The 20309-nt window shown below is 69.8% G+C and carries 12 protein-coding genes; 1 reads left to right on the top strand and 11 read right to left on the bottom strand.

Going from position 1 to position 20309, the window contains the following annotated elements; translation table 11 throughout:
* The 9 genes from MTE01_RS07495 to MTE01_RS07455 all read right to left on the bottom strand — a co-directional run.
* Positions 1–507: DUF5684 domain-containing protein (locus MTE01_RS07495; protein WP_246078091.1), on the bottom strand; the 507-nt coding region annotated here is incomplete at its 3' end.
* Positions 504–3014: a transglutaminase TgpA family protein gene (locus MTE01_RS07490; RefSeq protein WP_141376617.1), complete on the bottom strand. Its 2511-nt coding sequence runs from the start codon at positions 3012–3014 to the stop codon at positions 504–506. The genes MTE01_RS07495 and MTE01_RS07490, both read right to left, overlap by 4 nt.
* On the bottom strand, positions 3011–4387 hold the full coding sequence (locus tag MTE01_RS07485; protein ID WP_246078089.1) for a DUF58 domain-containing protein: 1377 nt from the start codon (positions 4385–4387) through the stop codon (positions 3011–3013). The genes MTE01_RS07490 and MTE01_RS07485 overlap by 4 nt, the downstream gene beginning before the upstream one ends.
* Positions 4388–4433: 46 nt before the next feature.
* The gene (locus MTE01_RS07480) at positions 4434–5399 is read right to left on the bottom strand and encodes an AAA family ATPase (RefSeq protein ID WP_103206788.1); all 966 of its coding nucleotides are present in this window, start codon (positions 5397–5399) and stop codon (positions 4434–4436) included.
* A 49-nt stretch (positions 5400–5448) separates the two neighbouring features.
* Positions 5449–11385 (bottom strand): Ig-like domain-containing protein, encoded by a 5937-nt coding sequence (locus tag MTE01_RS07475; protein WP_246078080.1) that lies wholly within the window; start codon positions 11383–11385, stop codon positions 5449–5451.
* Positions 11386–11399: 14 nt separating this feature from the next.
* The gene (locus MTE01_RS07470) at positions 11400–12536 is read right to left on the bottom strand and encodes a serine/threonine-protein kinase (RefSeq protein WP_103206790.1); all 1137 of its coding nucleotides are present in this window, start codon (positions 12534–12536) and stop codon (positions 11400–11402) included.
* A gap of 102 nt (positions 12537–12638) precedes the next feature.
* The gene (locus MTE01_RS07465; RefSeq protein WP_103206791.1) at positions 12639–13301 is read right to left on the bottom strand and encodes a spermidine/putrescine ABC transporter substrate-binding protein; all 663 of its coding nucleotides are present in this window, start codon (positions 13299–13301) and stop codon (positions 12639–12641) included.
* Positions 13302–13368: 67 nt separating this feature from the next.
* Positions 13369–13851, bottom strand: a complete 483-nt coding sequence (locus MTE01_RS07460) for a DUF6121 family protein (RefSeq protein WP_141376613.1) — start codon at positions 13849–13851, stop codon at positions 13369–13371.
* Between the two features lie 10 nt (positions 13852–13861).
* Positions 13862–14935 (bottom strand): ABC transporter, encoded by a 1074-nt coding sequence (locus MTE01_RS07455; protein ID WP_141376611.1) that lies wholly within the window; start codon positions 14933–14935, stop codon positions 13862–13864.
* A 119-nt stretch (positions 14936–15054) separates the two neighbouring features.
* Between MTE01_RS07455 and MTE01_RS07450 the strand changes: the two genes are divergently transcribed.
* Positions 15055–15642, top strand: coding sequence for a hypothetical protein (locus tag MTE01_RS07450; protein ID WP_103206794.1), 588 nt, complete (start codon positions 15055–15057; stop codon positions 15640–15642).
* 22 nt (positions 15643–15664) lie between these two features.
* Here MTE01_RS07450 and MTE01_RS07445 read toward each other — a convergent pair whose 3' ends face one another.
* Positions 15665–16264, bottom strand: a complete 600-nt coding sequence (locus MTE01_RS07445) for a hypothetical protein (protein ID WP_116238682.1) — start codon at positions 16262–16264, stop codon at positions 15665–15667.
* Positions 16265–16404: 140 nt separating this feature from the next.
* Positions 16405–20280 (bottom strand): DNA-directed RNA polymerase subunit beta', encoded by a 3876-nt coding sequence (rpoC, locus tag MTE01_RS07440; RefSeq protein ID WP_103206796.1) that lies wholly within the window; start codon positions 20278–20280, stop codon positions 16405–16407.
* Positions 20281–20309 lie beyond the last annotated feature (29 nt).

The following is a 20309-nucleotide window of genomic DNA, read 5'->3' as shown; positions in this document are numbered from 1 at the left end:
GGGCGGGGCCGCGGCATCCGGGGGCGAGGACTGCGGGGCCTGCTCCGGAGTCCACCCTCCGATGAGCGGCACGTAGGGGCCCTCGAAGTCCTTGCCGCGACGGACGGGGGCGGAGTTCTCGTCCGGACGCTGAGTGCGACGCTCCCCGTGCCAGCGGGCGGAGCCGAAGCCCAGGATGCTGGCCCAGACGACCGGGAAGAGCGCCCCCAGGACCGTGAGTCCGGCCCCGACGCCGAAGCCGGTGTTGATGCGGTGGATCGCGACGACGAACACGGCGATGAAGGCGAGGAGACCGAAGATCGGCACGAGATTGAGCAGGACCAGCCAGGGAGAGAAGCCACCGACCTTGAGCACGGTCGCCACGTTCAGGACCGGCACCCAGGCCTTCCAGCCCGGCTCTCCGATCTTGCGGAAAAGAGCCGAGAGGGCGAGCGCGAGCCAGACGTACAGCACGACGACGAGAGCGAACGACGTCGCCCCGAGAACCACCATGGTCGAATCGGTCATGTCGTATCGCGGTCCACCAGGGCGGTGGAGCGCTTCCCCCTCTCGTCGCGGTGCGGCGACCCCCGCCTCGAGGGGCGTGGGGCGAGGAACCGCAGGAACGATCTCAACGATACGGCCGCACGCAGGCGCCGCCAGAAGCCCCGCTGACGACTCAACGTACGGCGTTCTTCGTCGACGATGCGCCAGAAGTCCTCCACCTCGTCGGGGTCGACGTTCTCGGACGAGAAGACGGCGCGATCGGCTCCCGCCGCGAGGACGGTGCCGGACGGGGTGGCGAAGGCCTCGGCCACCTCACGTCGGGTGGGCGCGCGCGGTACGGTGCGTCCCGCGTCGATACCGGCGTCGACGTACTCGTCCCAGCCGCCGGCGATCGCCGAACGGGGATCCGCGTCACGACGACGTCCCCTCCGGCGCAGAGCCTTGGCCACGACGACGGCGAGGAAAGGGCCGAGAACGACGAGCAGGATCAGCAGCGAGATGCCCGCGATACGAAGGCTCGCCCACAACCAGGCGAGGTCGACCCCGTCGTCGGTGCGCGGTTCGTTGTCGGTCGAATTGTCCTCTTGCACGGGCTCGGGCGGGACGACCTCCTCGACCGTATCGGGGCGGACCTCGGTGACGTTCTCGGGATCCTGCTGCTGGGTGACCTCAAGGCTCGGCGACTGCTCCCATTGGGGGGTCACGTCGATGGGGGCCCAACGCCCGTCGGAACCCTGCACCTCGGTCCACGCCGTCAGATCGCTCGCACGGCACTCCCCCGCCTCGCACGTGGCGAGCTTCGGATCGGTCGACACCAACCGCGTCCCCACCACCACGCGGGCGGGGAAGCCGAGCTCGTGCGCGATCAGGGCCGTGGCGACGGCGAACTGCTCATCGTCTCCGACGGCCGCGACGAAGTTGCCCGAGGCCGCGGCACGCGGGTCGTCCTCTCGTTCGAGCAACCTCTCGAACATACGGTCTATGCGGGCCAGCGAGTGACCGGAGGCGCTGGGCTGCAGCTGGTATCCCTGCAGGGCGGCGGCCCACTTCGGGATCGGCCCGCCCTCCGGCGCCAAGCTGTGACTGAGATATCCGCGCTGGCGGAGCATCTGAACGAGGCTCTGCAGTGCGGCCCCGTCGTTGCCGGTGGCATGCTCCTGGACCCAGCGTCGAAGGTTGTCGCCGCCCGCGACACCGTCTCCCGCACCGGGCGGGGTCAGCGAGGCCAGATCGTCGGAGGCGGGTTCGACGGCGTCGATTCGGTAGCGATCCCCCGCGACGAGTCCGCCGTCGGCGGTCTGCACACCCGCCTCGGCATCCGAACTGTAATAGAAGCGGTCGGCGAGGATTCCACGTCGGTCCCCCTCGAACGTCGCCGAAGCGAGGCTGCCGGCCGTCGGCATCCAGATGCCCCCGAGATCGACGATCTCGACGTCGGCCTCAACGGGGCGGCCCTCCCCCGCATCTCGCGTCGACGGCAGGCGCACGAAGCCGGACCCTTCGTTGCCCGACGCGCGGAAGATCTCGCCATCGTAGGTGTCGAGGGTGGCGATCCGGATGCGGTCGGGTTCTGTCCCTGTGCCGCTGATGCGGAAGAGAACGTCGTCGGACCGCGCGTCCGAGAACATCGACCGGTACTGCGAGAGCGGGCTCACGGCCTCGGCGATCAGCCGCTCGGGTCCCGCGGCCGATCTGAGCACCTGGCGGTCGGCGTTCCGAGCCGCAGCGGGCACCACCGCGACGGTGACGGCCACAGCGACGAGAAGCATGCCCGCACCGAGCGCCAGACGACGTCGATCCGCCCGCGACCGCCCCGGTCCGACGGGAACGGTCGAGACCTCGCTCGCGCGACGGAGAGCGCGCCCGCGTTCGTCCTGCGCCCGCCACGCCAGCCAGAGCACCGCTGCGAGCAGAGCGCTGAGCCCGATCGCGGTCTCCACCGGCGCGGGAAGGTCGACCGGCCCCACCGACAGGGGCGCGCTCGTCGACGAGCGGCCGAAGAACAACCCGAAACCGGTCATGCCGAGACCGCTGACCACCGCGAACGGCGCCCAGCGGTCGCCTCGGATGGCGAGAGCGGACGTCAGAGCCGTGCCCACCAGGAAGACGACGAGCGCGGGGATCAGCAGGTTGCGGTACGCCCCGACCGGCAGATCGACGGTGACCAGGTCCTTCCACGCGACGATGACGCCGGCGAACGATTCGCCGAGGCCGCGGAGGACGTCGAGGGGCGACGTCAGACGGGAGGGGACGGCCAGCGGAACCGCGAGCACGGCGAACGCCCCCAGCAGCCCCGCGGCCAGGGTCCAGCCGCTCCACCGGCGCCACGAGACCACGCCGACGACGACACCGGCGACCACGGCCGCGACGATCACGAGCAGGAGGAAAGACCATGACGCGTAGATCGGCCACGCGGCGAGAGCGGCGAGGACGACAGAGACCACCGCGTAGGCGGCGGCGGCCGCGTAGCGCGGGAGATCCGTCGCGCGGCGGCGAGGTGCGGCGCGCGAGCTGCGGCGATCGCTCATGAGGTCGCTCCGCGGACGAGGAGACCGGAGAGGTCGTCGAGGGTTCCGATCGTCAATACCGTCAGACCGGCGATGTTCTGCATCCTCGGGTGGGCGCGCTCGTCGCAGATGACGGCGGCGACAGAGGTGTCGGCGGGGAAGGCGAGGGCCGCTTGACGGAGGCGGGTCAGGGGCACGGCCGCGCCGACGACCACGAAAGCGATGGACAGACGTTCGTTCGCCTCGGATGCCAGACGGCAGACGTCCTCGACGGGCATCGTGTTCTCGTGCCGGTCGATGGAGCTGAAGCCGTCGAGCATCGTGCGCGGTGCGGCGACAGGTATGTGACGGATCGCTCGGAGGCGCCCCTTCACGACGCGCGGGATCTCCGACCCGGTCACGATGTCGATGTCGCGGGCGTCGCGGACAGCGCGCAGGCCCAGGGAAGCCGCGGCTGAGACGGCGAGCTCGTACTCGTCGGCATCGGTGTATTCCTGAGTCGCCGCGGCCAGCACGACGGCCATGCGCGAGCGCCGCGATTCCTCGTATTGCCGGACCATGAGCCGGCCGGTCTTGGCCGTCGACTTCCAGTGCACCTGACGACGCGAGTCTCCCGGGGCGTACTCGCGGATCGCGTGGAAGGACATGTCCGCGTCGACGAGACGTCGCGTGGCGTTGCCCTCGAGGTCGCGCACCAGACCGGCGCTGGTGGAGGGCAGCCCCACGGTGCGCGGGTGGACGAACAGGTCGTGGACGTCGTCGAAGGCGTGCTCCCGCCGCAGAAGTCCCACGGGATCGCTGCGCACCGTGGTCACGGGGCCGACGCGGACGACGCCGCGCGGGAGCGGTGGGATCTCGAGGGGCTCGGTGGAGCGCTGGCCGGGACGGAGGAACGGCACCCCGAACTCCACGAGACCGCGACCCACGGGGATGTCGAGGCGACCGGGCAGAGCGGGTCTCGCGCTCTCATTGCGCACGACGATCTCGCCCGTCACACCGTTGCCCGCCGTCACGCGCTCGTGCTCGAGAGCCAGATCGACCTCGTACGCCCGAGCACCGAACAGGAAGGGCACGCTCATGAGCAGCAGCAGCAGGGCCGCGCAACCGGCGACCATCCATTCGACCCACCCGAACAGCACGCCGAAGAGCAGACCGATCGTCGCGGCGACCACGACCACCGCCCCCGCGGGGCGCACCGTTCTGCCGGCCCAGCGCACCGCTGCGGAGACCGCCTCGGTCGTGATCCGCCACCACTCGGCGACGCGGACCACCGCGCGCACCATGCGACGCTGCCGACGGACCGAGGTCGAGGTGACGGAGGTGCGCGAACCGGTCGCCATGGTTCCCGCGGAGGTCCGCGTGAGACGCGACTCGGTCAGATTCAGATCGGGCACGACTCACCCCCGGAGCGGGGTGCGGCTGCCGCGGGACGGACCACCGTCAGGCGCTCTCGCGCTGCGAGGGCGGCTGGGTGTCGAGCAGGACCTGGCCGATGACGGCCTCCTGGGTGACACCGTCGAACTCGGCCTCGGGATGCAGGATGAGGCGGTGCGCGAGCACGGCGACGGCCAGTGCCTTGACATCGTCGGGGGTCGCGTACGTCCGGCCCTGGGACGCCGCACGAGCGCGAGTGGCCCGCGTGAGGGCGAGAGCCCCGCGGATGCTCACGCCGAGGCGGACCTCGTCGGCCGTGCGGGTGGCATCCACGAGGCGGGCGATGTAGTCGAGGACGAGAGCATCGACGTACACGGATGCCGCGAGGTCGGCCATGCCGACGAGGGCCTGGGGCGTGATGATCGCGCGCAATTCTGCCGTGGCCACGGGCGCGCCGTCGAGGATGCGGACGGTCGCCGCGTGGTCGGGGTAGCCGAGCGAGGTGCGGAGCAGGAAGCGGTCGAGCTGGGCCTCGGGGAGGCGGTAGGTTCCGGCCTGTTCGACGGGGTTCTGCGTGGCCAGCACGAGGAAGGGCACACCAACCTCTCGCGAGACGCCGTCGATGGTGACCTTGCCCTCTTCCATGACCTCGAGCAGAGCCGACTGCGTCTTGGGGCTCGCGCGGTTGATCTCGTCGGCGAGGACGATGTTGGCGAAGATCGGGCCGGTGTGGAACTCGAAGGTCCCCGTCTTCTGGTCGTAGACGGTGATGCCGGTGATGTCGCCGGGGAGCAGGTCGGGGGTGAACTGGATGCGCGTGTTGGTTCCCTGGACGGACGACGCCACCGCGCGGGCGAGCGAGGTCTTGCCGGTACCCGGCACGTCTTCGAGCAGGACGTGTCCGTCGCTGAGCATGGCGGTGAGCACCAGCTCGACCACGTGCCGCTTGCCGAGGACCGCGCGCTCGACGTTGTCGGCGATCTGCGAGAAGGTCTGGGAGAACCAGGTGGCCTGCTCCTGGGTGATCGTCATGTCGAAATCCTTCGGTGGGCGAGGGCGGGAAAGGGGATGCCGGGAGGGCTCAGGACGAGGGGTTCGAGGTCGGTGTGCCGGGCTTGCACTGGTCGCCGAAGTCGTCGGATGCCGAGTCGAGGTTCCAGCCCTGGCTCGACCAGTCGACGGTGACGCGGATGCGATCGACGCGAGTGGTGCCCACCGGGACGGCCGTTGCGGCTGCGCCCTCGGCTCGCGGCAGCTGCTTGCCGTCCTTGTCGAAGTAGCGCGCGTTGTCGTAGTTGAAGGTGATCTTGGCCTTGTCGTTGCTCGACGAACCACTGGCGCTGAGCGTCTTGCCGCCCTCGCAGCTCGCGACCTTCCACGAGGCCTGCACCTGGTAGGGCGCGCTGCCGTTCGCGGGTTTCACGGGCGCGTACTCGGACTGCGTTCCCCAGAGCTGGTGCTGGAAGTAGACCTGGATCTCGGGATCGCGATCGTAGGTCTTGTTGCCGGGACCCCAGTTGACGAACTTCGTGTCGTTGTAGCGCGGAGGCGGATCGCCATCGTTGATGCGATCGATACTCCAGCGCGCGGTGTTGTCGTTCCCGACGTCGGCCTTCGACCCGACGCGGAAGGTGTACCCCTTCGGCGCCGCCTTGCTCTGCTGGGCATCGACCTGCTTGTCCAGACTCACCGAGCCGTACGAGCGGCCGTTGAACCACGACTCGGCGCACATGGTGAAGCTGTAGGTCTCGCCGTCGCCGAGGGCCGTGAACTGGCGCGTGTCGCCCCCGCTACGGGGAATGCAGGGCAGACCCTTCCGGACGATGTCGAAGCGCACCTCGGAATCCGATCCGTTCTGCTGCGCGGTCGCGCGCGCATCCACCGTCGAGGTGCCGTTGCCGTTCGACGTCGAAGTCAGCGTCAGGTCGGGGTTGGTCGGTGCACCGACGCCGTGCGCCGTGCCGGAGTAGACGTTTCCGGCCGTCGCGCCGCCGAGCCCCGGGGGCACGGTGAACCGCGAGATCGGTGTGACGGTGACCGCGGTCGACGCGTTGGAGCCCACGCGGAACCGGGCGACCTGCACGACGTCCTGGTTGCGTCCGACGCTCACCTGGATCTTGTCGCCCGCGGCGCTCGCGATCTCGAGCGTGCCGGTCTCGGCGCTGTCGACGCCCTTGATGACGAGGTCGGCAAGGTTCCCCTCTCCCCCGGTCTGCGTGGGCGTGAAGTCCATTCCCTGCGGAGCGTTCGGGGGCCGGTACGCCCATCCGGTGGTGCGCACGGCCATCTTCGATTCGCCCACGCTGTTCACCGCGTTCACGACGTACTCGCGCTGCTCGCCGTTGGGCGCCGAGATCGGCGGGCAGCTGCCGTCTGCGCCGCACTGGCCCACGACAGTACCGTTGTAGCGCACCGTGAAACCCGAGATGGCGGGGTAGGCGCGTCGCGCCTCGCCCGGGTCGACGCGCAGCGTGACGGAGCCGTCGGCATAGGCCGTCTGCCGCACACTTCCGGGCGGGCGGGGGAATCCGAGCAGATCGAGCACGACGCGGGCGTCGCGGGTCGAGGCCGTGGTGCGCCCCTGCGCGTCGCGGAGCGTGACGCTCGCGCTGCAGGTGGCACCGGGAGCATCGTCGCTCCACGAGGCGACGATGCTCGAGGTCGATGCCACGCCGAAGGTGACTCCCGCGCACGCCGCGGTCGGGCGCACGTCGACGACCTCGAGGGGAGTGCGCGGCAGCGGGTTCACCTCGCCGCTGGTTCCGATCACATCGATCGGGCAGCTGGTTCCGCTGGCCTGAGAGCACTGCCTCGAGGTTGTTCCGCCCTGGGGAAGGGTGGACGGGGCCGCGCCGACGCGCAACACGAGTCGAGCCGGCGCGACGGCGTTGTGGCTGGTGACCGAGATGATCGCGGCGTTTTCGGTACCCGGGACCGAGCGGTCGTTGCCGGTGACCGTGACGATGGAGCCGTCGACAGAAACGCTGAAGGCGGATCCGCCGTAGTCGAGGGCGTAGCGGATGCCGTTCCAGTCCTCGCGGCCGAGCTGCCAGCTGGTCATGTTGCGCAGGTCGAATGTGGCGGTCTCCCCGGGGCCGACCGTCAGCGCGGCGGGCTTGAGCTCGGGCTGGGGATCACGGGCGACGATGCCGATGGGCACGGAGACCACCGTCCACTCCTCGGTGCCCGCGATACGCACCGGCACCTGACACGCGTCGGTGTACGGGGACCCGGCCCCGGCGTCGTAGCGGACGGTCGTCCCGGACACGGAGCAGCGTCCTTCGGCACGGACACCCGTCGCGGACACGTCGGTCCCCACCTCGAGCGCGGCGCGGCGCGGGAGCGCGACGAGGTTGGCCATGTCGAAGTCGACCGAGGCCAGCTCGTCGACGCGCTGCGCGGCGCCCGGGCGCAGGGAGAGGCTGAGGTCGTCATCGCCGGGGACGCGCAGGAACGCATAGGTGGTCACGTCCGTGTCGCCCACACGGCCGGTGATGGCGAACGGGATGACACGACGAGTGGCCGGCAGGGCGCCCGAGATCTGACGGCCGCTGAGGGTGACGTCGGAGGGCTGACCCCACAGCGACACGTCGAGGTCGCCGACCTCGCCGCCGGACCAGGTGGCCTTACCCGCGAGCACGTCGACACCGGTCGTGAAGTCGTCGCGGTTCTCGACGGTCAGCACGGTGTCGGTGACGACCGGGTAGTCGGGGACGTTCTCGCGCACGACCTTGACGACGATGAGTCCTCGGCCGGTGTTTCCCGAGTCGGATGCCACGTCGTAGAGGAACGACATGGTTCCCGGCTGCTCGCCGGCCTCGATGACGACCCCGGTGTCGGACACCGAATCGATGAAGCCCTTCAGGCGCGCGTACTCGGGGTTGTCGCTCTCGTCGACCAGTTTTTCGGGCAGGTCGGGGCGCACACCGGTGAGGGTGAGACGTCCCTGCGTGGGGTCGATGTCGTTGGCCAACGGGCTGACGCGGATCGTGCGATCGACGCCGGCCTGCACCTGCACGTAGTCGGTGAAGGTGATCGGGCTGGGGTTCGCCTCGGCGTCCAGCACACCGATGCGAACGGTGCCTTCCCCCGTCGCGCCGGACGAATCGGACACGCGATAGCGGAACGAGACCTGACCGCGATCGCCGGGCACCGAGGAGTACAGGATGCTCGAGCCGTCCGCGGAGATGGATGCCGTGCCTCTGTTGGGCTGCGCGACGATCCGGTCGAGCGTGACGGCGTCGCCGTCGGGATCGACGCCGAAGCCGTGGAAGTCGATCGAGGTCGTGCCGCCACTGAGCACCCGGCCCTCGAGGGTGTCGGGCAGCGGCGCGCGGTTGGCCTCTCCGCCCAGGACGGTGATGTGCACCGTCGCTTCGTCCCAGAGCGCGGGGGTACCCGTCGTGTAGACGCGGTATGTGACTTCGTACGATCCCGGCGTCGTGGGGGCGAGGTAGCGGAGCACGCCCCCGGAGGTGAAGGCGAGGGCGTCACTCGCGGGTTGGGTCTGCACGCTCGAGGGGTCGAGGGTCGGGCGACCTCCCGCCGGTGAGATGTCGTTGTCGAGGACGGGGATGTCGATCTGGGCGCCGACGCGGACCGTGACGTTGTCGTCGACCGCGATCGGGGCGATCTCGGGAGCGGGCGGCAGAAGGTACACCGTCGCCTCACCGGTCACGCGAGAACCCTCGTCATTCGTCCCGTCGCTCACCGTGTAGGCGACGGTTCCGAGCAGCCCGGCCGAGCCGTCGGCCGTGCTCCCCGACACGCGCAGGTCGTTCTGACCCACGGTGTCCACCGTGAGCGACGCACCCTCTTGGGCCGTCGCCGCCACGTCGCTGAGCAGCAGCACGCGGCCGGTCGGGTTGGACACGGCGCTGAACACGTCGAGCGTGGCGTCTTCCTGGGGCCGCACGAACGCCACGACGGGAGAGGTCGCGAGCTGGGCGGGCGCGTCGGCGGGAAGCAGCGTGATCCGCGCGGTGCCCGTCGCGTCGCGGCCCCCGCCGTTCACGGTGAAGTCCACGCGGTACACGCCGGGCTGGTTCGCCGCGAAGTCGAAGGTCGTGCTGCCGCCGACCACGGTGGCCGTGGCCGCCGCATCGTCGAGGACCCGCACCGAGGTGAGGCTGACGTTTCCGGCCGTGCCGGTGACGTGCGGTCCGACGTCGACGGCGACGGAGGATCCGACGGTGTCGATCTTCGCGAACGACTGCACCGCGAGCGTGGGATCGGGTGCCACCCGGATCACGAGCGGCTTCGTCGTCTTCGCGCCCTCGGTATCGGCGACCGTGACGTCGAGCTGGATGTTCTGCTCGCCGCCGGAGCCGTCGTCGGCGTGCTGGTAGACCACGTCCCCGCCGGGGGTCGCGGCGACCGTACCGACGCCGCCGGGATTGTCGACCGAGAGCAGCAGCAGGGGGTCGCCGTCGGGGTCCACCCAGCCGGGCAGCACCGGGACGGTGATCGTGCCGCCGCGCGCGACCTCGGGGGTCGGCCACGGCTGAAGGCACTTGTCGACGCCGCACCAGACGGGCGCCGCATTGGTCTGCGCGGGCGAGACCGTGAGCGTGACGGTCGCCGGGGCGGAGTTCAGCCCGTCGGCAGCGGTGCCGTCGGTGACCGAGTACGAGAACGTCGCGCTACCCGTCGCTCCCGGAGCCACCCGAACGGCCAGGCGCTGGCCGGAATCGGTGACGGTGAGGCTGCCGAAACCCGGATCGAGGCCCGTGACGCTCTCGGCGATGATGCTGAGGACGTCCTCGTTGGGGTCGTGATCGTTCAGGAGCACCGGCAGTGTCGTGAGCCGTCCGGGTCGTACGCCGAAGGCGTCGGGCTCGGCGATCGGCGGCTTGGGGTCGAGCACCACGCTCAGTTTTTCTTCGCTCTGGACCGCCGTCTGCTCGGTGCGATCGTCGAGCGACCAGTTCTGACTCGAGGCGACGAGCGTCCCGTCGGGGACCGTCCAGACCCAGCCCGTGCGCGTCTCGTTGAGGATCACCGCGTGGTCGGTGGCCACGAAGACCGGTCGACGCTGGTCGGGCATGGTCGCCCCGCCGTAGTCGAGGTTCGTCTCGCCCTGGTCGGAGCGCCAGAGTGTTCCGCGCGCGTCTCCGGGGAGCAGCCACGCGGCGTAGGCGACTCCCTGATGCGAGAGGGGACGCGCAGGCTGACCGAGCACGTTGCCGCCTCCGCCCACCTCGCGCCGCGGCTCGGACCCATCGGCGGGGATGCTCCAGAGCGACTGGTCGTCGGCGACGTACACAGCACGTGCCTCGGCGTCGGCGTCGGCGACGACGAGCTGATCCGCCGCCTCGATCGTGACGGGGTCCTCCCCGCGCACCCACACGCGTCCGGCGTCGGCATCGACGAGGACCCAGGTGTCGCCTGCGGCGGAGAGCACGGGGGCGGCCACGTCCGCATCGAGGGCGTCGCGCCCGCGCAGCTCGTCGGCGTCGATGTCGTACCGGATGACGGAGCCGTCGGCGGAGGAGTACGCGAAGAGCATGCCGCGAGCATCGAGGGCAATGGCATCCGCGGTGTAAGAGGGAGCGTTCTTGTCCGTGGAGGTGCCGAAGGGGTCGAGCTCGGTCGGCTTCTGGCCCGCCTGGCTCAACCTGCTCGCGAAGAGCGTGCCCGTGTCGGTGCGATAGACGGCGTAGTCGCCCGCCGTGGCCACGGACGTCGTGCCCGGCGGTGTATCGGGAGCTGCCTCGAGCTGGTCGTCGGAGAGATCGACGGGCTGTGCCTCGTTGATGCGGGTGAGCTTGCTGAAGCTGTCGGTGAAGAGGTAGGCGCCGTCGCCGCTCTGGACGACCTGGCTGGGGTTGCCGGCCGTGCGCACCGTGTCGAGCTCGCCGACGGTGGTGTTGACGCGCGCGTAGCGCTGGCCGTCACCGGTCTGGAGCGCCCACACCGACGTGTCGACCTCGGGGGTCTGCTGGGCGTCGAGGCCGGGCCACACGATGCTCGCGGTGATGACCAGGGCACCCGCGGCCAGGGTGGAGGCCAGGCCCACGATGTTCCTCCGCCTCATCGGAGCACCCCCGTCGCGAACAGCGCCGCTACGACGACGGCTCCGGCGGTCACGAGTGTGGCGGATGCCAGAATCCACGGCAGCACCTTGGATCCGCTCGACACCGGCGTGGCGATGTCGGTGTCCTCGTCACGCACATAGCCCGCCATTCCGGACGTCCCGCGGAGCTTCCGCGCCCCGTCGCGCTCGATGCGCGACCGTGCGGGACCGCGCAGCGTGCCGTCGGCGAAATCGATCGATCGAGCGGCGGGCGCCCACTCGGCGGCGGGCACCTCGAGCGGCGTCGCCGGCATACCCGCCTCGATCTGCACCGCCTGCAGGGCCTCGCCGAACTCGCGTGCGCTGGCGTAGCGGTCGGCCGGATTGCGCGACATGGACTTCGCGAGCACCGCCTGCAGCGAGGCCGGCACGTCACTCCGGGAGATGTCGGTGTAGGTGGCGCGGGCGATGCGGCGGCGGAGCTGCTCGCGCGAGTTCTGCCCCTTCTCGCGCCGCTCGAACGGGCTCTGCCCGGCGAGCAGCGAGTAGATCGTGGCGCCCAGGCTCCACACCTCGCTCGACACCGTCCCCGCGGTCTGCTCGGCGATGACCTCGGGCGCGCTCCACGGGACAGACATGGCGAGCATCTCGTCGGCTCCCTGACGGACGAGCGAAGACGAGATCCCGAAGTCGGCCAGCACGGGCGCGCCGAACGTCGTCACGAGGATGTTGCTGGGCTTGACGTCTCGGTGGATGAGCCCGGCGTGGTGCGCGGATTCGAGGGCTCCCGACATACGGACGCCGATGGACAGCACCTCGGCTACGGGGATGCGCTCGACGCGGTACCTCTGCGCGAGAGAGCCCGGGCAGAACTCCATGACGATGTAGGGCCGCCCGTCGGCGGAGATTCCGGCCTGGTAGACGGTGACGATCGACGGGTGGGCGGACAGGTGCGCGAGGACGTCTGCCTCGGCGTTGAACATGCGCAGCAGGTCGGCGTCGCGCACATCGCTCGGGAGGACCTTGACCGCGACGTCGCGACGCGGCATGTCCTGCCCGTACAGGAAGACGTCGGCGAAGCCGCCCGACCCCAACGGCCGGATGTACGCGAGCCCGGGCAGGATGGGCGGCGAAGACGGCAGGCGCTGCGGCATCGAGCCCCCTCCCCCGTGCGTCTGTTCCGCGACTCGATAAGCGGACAACTCGTTGATGCTAACAAAAGCACAACGCGACGCCGTGCCGTTGTGCACAGAGCTTCAGGATGCCGGCGGCTCCGCGTCGCGCGGATCGAAGGGCGCATCGAGAGACCGAGTGAGATCGTCGAGCAGAGCGGCGATCTGCGGCTCCACGAATTCGGCCACCGCGGCCTGAATGCGCAGGCGGTGGCGCAGCAGGATCGTGCACACCTCGCGACCGATCATGTTCGCGTAATCGTCGGCGAGGCCGACCTCCTGTCGCAGTGCCGCCTTCGCGGCATCCGACAGAGGGGGAAGTGCGGGGAGGGCTGCGTCCTCCTCGGCGGCGAGGCCCGACAGCGTGAAGAGGAAGGGCGATCCGGGCTCGGGGTCGGGGTCCAACGGCATCCCGTCGAATTCGGGCTCGAGGCCCTCAGCGGGACGGTACGAACGCCGCCGGTTGCGCTCGGACTGGTGGTCGAGCTCGGCTTGGAGCATGGGGAGGTTGCGGGAGGTGTACTCGGCGACCGCGTGGTCGACGATGGTCTTCACGCGCGTAGACAGGCCGTGCTGCACCCCGTGCGGCACGTCAGACCCGAGGCCCGCGGCTGACAGCACCGGGGAACCGAAGCATCGACGGCATGGCGCGACGCGTCCTCGATGGTTCGCGGGCTCCCACCGGGGCAGCCAGCGGAGCCAGGCGTCCACCGCCTGACCGACCTGGCTCTCGAGCGACCGCTCCACGCCCCTACGCTAGCCCGACACGCCCGGGAACACGCGGATGCGCACGAATCCGCGCGTCACGATCGCGTCAGAGGTCGTCTTCATCGTCTTCCCACCGCCAGCGCGGGCCGCGCATCCGGGTGCGGACGAGCAGGATGCCGAAGAGTCCCGCGAGCAGCGCGGCGGCGGCGACGACGGGACCGGGGAACCCCAGCGCGACGCTGCTCGCCGCAGCGACGCCGCGGGCCGGGTCGGCGCCGCTGACGAGGGCGCCGACGACGATGCCGAGCACTTCACCCAGATAGGCGGCGATCGCGCAGGGGACGGAGAGGAGAAAGCCCGGCGGATCGGCGCGAAGACCCCACCGCAGGGTCGCGGCGAAGGCTCCCAGGGCGAAGAGCTGACCGGTCACGCCCGGGATCGCCCCCAGACCGCGGACGGGGATGACATCGGCGTCGACGAGGAGACTCACCACCCCGAGACCCCCGATCGAGAGGGCGATGAAGACCACGGCCGCGAAGACGACGGCGACCGGCGGGGAAACCCCCGCCGGTCGCTGCTCGTTCGTCATGGACTCCGGTTCAGCGCTGCGAGAGCTGAGGACCGGCCTCCAGAGTCCGCTCGTACTCGCGCTGGGCTTCGGCGTTGATCTCGCTGATGCGGCGACCGCGCGCGGCTACCCAGGATCCGAACCAGATGGTGAGCTCGCGACCCAGGATGAACGCCACGATGGCGAGGGGTGCGAGGACGTTGTCCTGCAGCAACTCGAACGATTGGCGGGCGGTGATCATCCAGAAGGGGGCGGCGAAGAGCACGCCGAGCAGATGCCCGGCCCACGCCACCACGCCGACGACCAGCCCCCACACGACCCAGTGCCCCCAGCGGCCGCGGTTGATGAGCGCGCCGAGGAACCAGAAGCCGAAGTAGAAGGCCACGGTCGGAACCCAGAGGCCCCAGGTGGTGAGGGCCGAGAGAGCCGCCTGACCGAGGTCCGCAGACTGGACGGAGCCGGTGATCAGCCCCAGACCCAGGGTGGCCGCGAGATAGAGAGCCGCGAAGACCAGGGCGGCGAGCAGGCCGATCGCTCCGGCCGCGCCGCGGTTGTTCCGCGGACGGGGAGCTTCGGGGGCCTGCACGAAGATCGGCTGCGCCCCGCCCACGACGCGCGTGGGTTCGTCGGCGACGGGAGCGGTCGCCGCCGCGGCGGCACCGGCTCCGGCTCCGGCGGGGTAGACGGTGGTGTGCGCGTCGTCGGAACGCGAGGTCTCGTCGTGGCGGACGTCATCGGGCGCCGGCTCGGCGGACGCGGCGTACGCGGCCCATCGGGCGTCTTCGTCGTCGAGATCGACCGAACCCGCGGATGCCGAGCTGCTCTGCGGCGCGACGGGGGACGCGTCGTGCACGACCGGCGCGGTGTGCTCGCTGCGCGGCGTCTGCGACGTCGCCGACTCGTGCTCGTGCGCCTCGCGCTCGTCCCACGCGGCCTCGGCGGCGGCGGGGTCGACCGCGTCACGACGAGCGGCCTCGGCGTCGGCGAGACCCTCGTGGGCTCGGCCGACGACATCCTGCGCTTCGTCCTTCGGCTCGACGACGGGGTCGCCGTACGAGTCCTTGGGTTCAGCGACGGGGTCGCCGTACGACTTGTTGTCGCTCATGGGGTCTCCTCACGCGGTGCTTGCGGCGCAAGGCTAACCCGGGTATCGCGCGGCATCGCGCAGGCGTGCCGTCGGATGTCCTTCTCGACCGTGTCGGTGGGGCGGCTTAGGGTGTTCCCATGCCCCGTCGCCTGCTCCGCCCGGCCGTCGGAGCGGTTTTCGCCGTCGCCGCTCTCGTCGCTCTGACGGCGTGCGCGCCCGTCGCCGAGGAAGCCGCCCCCGCCCCGTCGACGTCCGTCGTATCCGAGAGTCCGACCCCGATCCCCACGATCACGCAGACGGCGCCCGCGGTTCGGATCCCCGCCGACTGTCGCGCCATGCTCTCCGCCGACGTCCTGTCGCAACTGGGCACCACGCCCCTGAACGATCCCGCAGTCGGGGCGTCGGGCGTCCAGTCCGACGGGTCGCTGATCTGCATCTGGCGCGACCCTGCCGCCGACACCAGCGGTCTCGTCACCCACATCTCGCGCATGGACCGCGGCCCGGCCCTCGACATGCTCAACGGCCTGGTCGATACGCAGGGTTTCAGTTGCTACACCCCCGACGCCGGCACACGCTGCGAGAAGACCTGGATCAACCCGACCTACCCCGTCAACGACGGCCGCACGCTGTACTGGCGCGACGGCGTGCTCATCGACACGCAGTACTCCAACCTCGCGCCGACCGGCTATACCGCGAGCATCATCGCCGCCGTGTTCGGCGGCTGAGCGCACGTCGCTTCGGGCCGCGTCACTCGCCGAAGAAGGCGTGGGATGCCACGATCGCGGCGTAGTCGTCCGGCATCCAGCCCGAGAGCGTCGACGACACCCAGCGGTCCGCGCGGAGGTCGTGGATCTCGAGGAGGTCGCCCGCGGCTCGTTCGCAGTGCGTCGTGTCGGTCGCCGTGGAGCACGCGAAGCCCTGCGCCGTGAGCGTCGCGGCGACCGCCGCGGCACCGTCGGGAGAGACGGTCGAGACGGTGGTCTCGATGGATCGGCCGGCCTCCCCCCGCCAGTGACACGTGACCACGACCGCGGGGGCTGCCGCTGCCACGGCCTCGGGCGTCGACGCCGGCGGCGTATGGCGCTGCGACAGCAGCGCCTGCGGCGACCACACCAGCGAAGACCAGAGAGGCTGGGAGTACAGGTGTCGACAGTCCGAGGCGGGTGCGGGTGGCGCCGTCTCGGCGACCACGTGCCTGCCGGTCGCGGCTCGCAGCGTATCGCCGACGAAGCCGACCGCCATCGGCACGCCCGGAGCGGCGATCACCGCCAAGGCCGTCACGGCAGCCGCACACAGCAGACCCGCCGGCCAAGCCAGCCACAGACTGCGTCCCCCGATACGGGCCATCCGTTCCTCCACCACAACGGTAGGCGCAGCGACGCCTCGGACCCCTCACCCGACACGCCGCGAGCACGACGAAGGCCCCCGGCGCGAGCCGGGGGCCTTCGGGGATCGGGATGCCGCACCGGGGCGTGGCATCCCGTCGATCAGTTGTACGTACCGGGCGTGAAGTCGTCCGTCGAGAAGCTGTCGAAGTCGACGTAGCTCAGGTCGGCGTCGCTGTACGCGCCGTCCGAGGCGAAGATGCGGTTGGGGTACCGCTCGCTCTTCGCCTCTTCCGTCGCCTCGACCGTGACGTTGCGGTACTTCGCAAGTCCGGTTCCGGCGGGGATGAGCTTTCCGATGATGACGTTCTCCTTGAGGCCGACGAGCGGGTCGCTCTTGCCCTCCATGGCCGCCTGCGTCAGGACGCGGGTGGTCTCCTGGAACGACGCGGCCGACAGCCACGACTCCGTCGCGAGCGACGCCTTCGTGATACCCATCAGCTCGGGACGACCCGACGCGGGACGCTTGCCCTCGCCGACGGCCTCGCGGTTGATGGCCTGGTAGCGCTTGAAGTCCACCAGCTCACCCGGGAGCAGATCGGTGTCGGCGTGATCGACGACGGTGACCTTGCGGAGCATCTGTCGGACGATGACCTCGATGTGCTTGTCGTGGATCGGCACACCCTGCGAGCGGTACACGCCCTGGACGCCGTTGACGAGGTACTTCTGCACCTCGCGGGCACCCTGCACGCGCATGACCTCCTTGGGGTCGAGCGTTCCGACGAGGATCGGCTGACCGACCACGACGTGCTGCCCGTCCTCGACCAGGAGCGTCGCGCGCTTCAGGACGGGGTAGACCACCGGCTCGTCGCCGTTGTCGGGCGTGAGGATGACCTTCTTGGCCTTGTCGGTCTCGTCGATCGTGATGCGGCCATCGGCCTCGGCGATCGGCGACGCGCCCTTGGGGGTGCGGGCCTCGAACAGCTCCTGCACGCGGGGAAGACCCTGCGTGATGTCGTCTGCCGAAGCGGAACCACCGGTGTGGAAGGTACGCATCGTCAGCTGGGTACCGGGCTCACCGATCGACTGGGCCGCGATGATGCCGACGGCCTCGCCGATGTCGACGATCTTGCCGGTGGCGAGCGAACGGCCGTAGCACTTCGCGCAGACACCGACAGCCGAGTCGCACGTCAGGACCGAGCGGACCTTGATGGTCTCGACGCCACCGGCGACCAGCTTGTCGATGAGCACGTCGCCCACGTCGTCGCCGGCCTCGGCCAGCACGGTGCCCTGCGCGTCGACGACCGCCGTGGCGAGCGTACGAGCGAACACCGAGTTCTCGACGTTGGCGTCCTTGACCAGCGAACCGGTCGAGTCGGCGGCGGCGATCGGGAGCTCGAGGCCCTTCGACGTGCCGCAGTCCTCCTCGCGGATGATGACATCCTGCGAGACGTCGACCAGACGACGCGTCAGGTACCCCGAGTCGGCCGTACGGAGGGCCGTGTCGGCCAGACCCTTACGGGCACCGTGCGTCGCGATGAAGTACTCGGCGACCGACAGTCCCTCGCGGTACGAGGAGATGATCGGACGCGGGATGATCTCACCCTTGGGGTTGTTCACCAGGCCTCGCATACCCGCGATGTTGCGGATCTGCAGCCAGTTACCACGGGCGCCCGACGAGACCATGCGGTTGATGGTGTTGTCGGCGGGGAAGTTGTCCCGCATCGCCTTCTGGACCTCGTCGGTGGCCTCGGTCCAGATCTTGATGAGCTCCTGACGACGCTCGGCGTCGGTGGTGAGACCCTTCTCGTACTGGCCCTGCACCTTCGCGGCCTGCTTCTCGTAGCCGGCCACGATCTCCGCCTTGTTCGGCGGGGTGAGGATGTCACTCAGCGCCACGGTGACACCCGAACGGGTGGCCCAGTAGAAGCCGGCGTCCTTGATCCGGTCGAGCGATGCCGCGACCTCGACCTTGGGGTACTCCTCGGCCAGCTTGTTGACGATCTGCGACAGCTTGCCCTTGTCGGCCTGTTCGCGAACGAACGGGTAGCCCTTGGGGAGGGTGTCGTTGAAGATCGCCTGACCGAGCGAGGCGTCGACGAGACCGTGCTTGTCGTAGCCCTCGGGCGCCTGGCCCTCGAGGAACGTCAGGCCGGGGATGCGGATGCGCGCCTTGGCCTGCAGGTCGAGGGTGCCCTCGTCCTTGGCCAGGATCGCCTCGCCCACCGAACCGAATGCACGGCCCTCGCCCACGGCACCCTCCTTGAGGGTGGTGAGGTGGTGCAGACCGATGATCATGTCCTGCGAGGGCAGGGTGACCGGACGGCCGTCCGACGGCTTGAGGATGTTGTTCGAGGCGAGCATGAGCACGCGCGCCTCGGCCTGAGCCTCGACCGACAGGGGCAGGTGGACAGCCATCTGGTCACCGTCGAAGTCGGCGTTGAACGCCGCGCACACGAGCGGGTGCAGCTGGATGGCCTTGCCCTCGACGAGCTGGGGCTCGAACGCCTGGATGCCGAGACGGTGCAGGGTGGGTGCACGGTTCAGCAGCACGGGGCGCTCGCGGATGATCTCCTCGAGCACGTCCCAGACCTCGGGACGGTAGCGCTCGACGGCGCGCTTGGCGGCCTTGATGTTCTGCGAGTGACCGAGGTCGATCAGGCGCTTGATCACGAACGGCTTGAACAGCTCGAGAGCCATCTGCTTGGGCAGACCGCACTGGTGGAGCTTGAGCTGGGGTCCGACGATGATGACGGAACGGCCCGAGTAGTCGACGCGCTTTCCGAGCAGGTTCTGGCGGAAGCGACCCTGCTTTCCCTTGAGCATGTCGCTCAGGGACTTCAGGGCGCGGTTGCCGGTACCGGTGACGGGGCGACCACGGCGGCCGTTGTCGAACAGCGCGTCGACGGCCTCCTGCAGCATGCGCTTCTCGTTGTTGACGATGATCTCGGGGGCACCGAGGTCGATCAGGCGACGGAGGCGGTTGTTGCGGTTGATCACGCGACGGTAGAGGTCGTTCAGGTCGCTGGTCGCGAAGCGGCCACCGTCGAGCTGGACCATGGGACGAAGCTCCGGCGGGATCACCGGGACGACGTCGAGCACCATCGAGGCCGGGCTCATGCCGGTCTGCAGGAACGAGTTGACGACCTTGAGGCGCTTGATCGCGCGGATCTTGCGCTGACCCTTGCCCTCGGAGATCTGCAGGTGGAGGCTGTCGGCCTCGGCCTGCAGGTCGAAGGCCTCGAGACGACGCTTGATCGACTCGGCACCCATGTGGGCCTCGAAGTACTGACCGAAGCGGTCCTGGAGCTCGTGGAACACGTCGTCCTCGGGCTTCAGGGCGCCGACCTCGAGCGTGCGGAAGTCCTCCCACACGCGCTCGAGCTTGGCGATCTGCTCGTCGGCGTTCTTGCGCGCCGAGGTCATCTCCTTCTCGGCGGCGTCCTTGACCTTCTTCTTCTGGTCGGCCTTGGCGCCCTCCGCCTCGAGGGCGGCGAGCTCCTCCTCGAGCTTGGCGAGGCGAGCGGCGATGCGGGCATCGCGACGGTCGCCGAGCGTCTTCAGCTCGAGACGGATGTTGTTCTCCTGCGTGGCCAGGTCGCGGTGACGAGCATCCTCGTCGACCGAGATGACCATGTAGGCGGCGAAGTAGATGACCTTCTCGAGGTCCTTCGGCGCCATGTCCAGCAGGTAGCCGAGGCGCGAGGGCACGCCCTTGAAGTACCAGATGTGCGTGACGGGCGCGGCGAGCTCGATGTGGCCCATGCGCTCGCGACGGACCGAGGACTTGGTGACCTCGACGCCGCAGCGCTCGCAGACGATGCCCTTGAAGCGCACGCGCTTGTACTTGCCGCAGGCGCACTCCCAGTCGCGGGAGGGCCCGAAGATCTGCTCGCCGAAGAGGCCGTCCTTCTCGGGCTTCAGCGTGCGGTAGTTGATCGTCTCGGGCTTCTTGACCTCACCGAAGGACCAACGACGGATGTCGTCGGCGGTGGCCAGACCGATACGGATCTGATCGAAAGTGGTTGATTCGAGCACTGGTTCTCCTGTGTCGGAATTCTCTGAAA

The organism is Microbacterium testaceum (assembly GCF_006539145.1).
In the GTDB taxonomy this organism is placed as follows: Bacteria; Actinomycetota; Actinomycetes; order Actinomycetales; family Microbacteriaceae; genus Microbacterium; species Microbacterium testaceum.
This window is presented reverse-complemented; position numbering and strand designations above follow the sequence as displayed.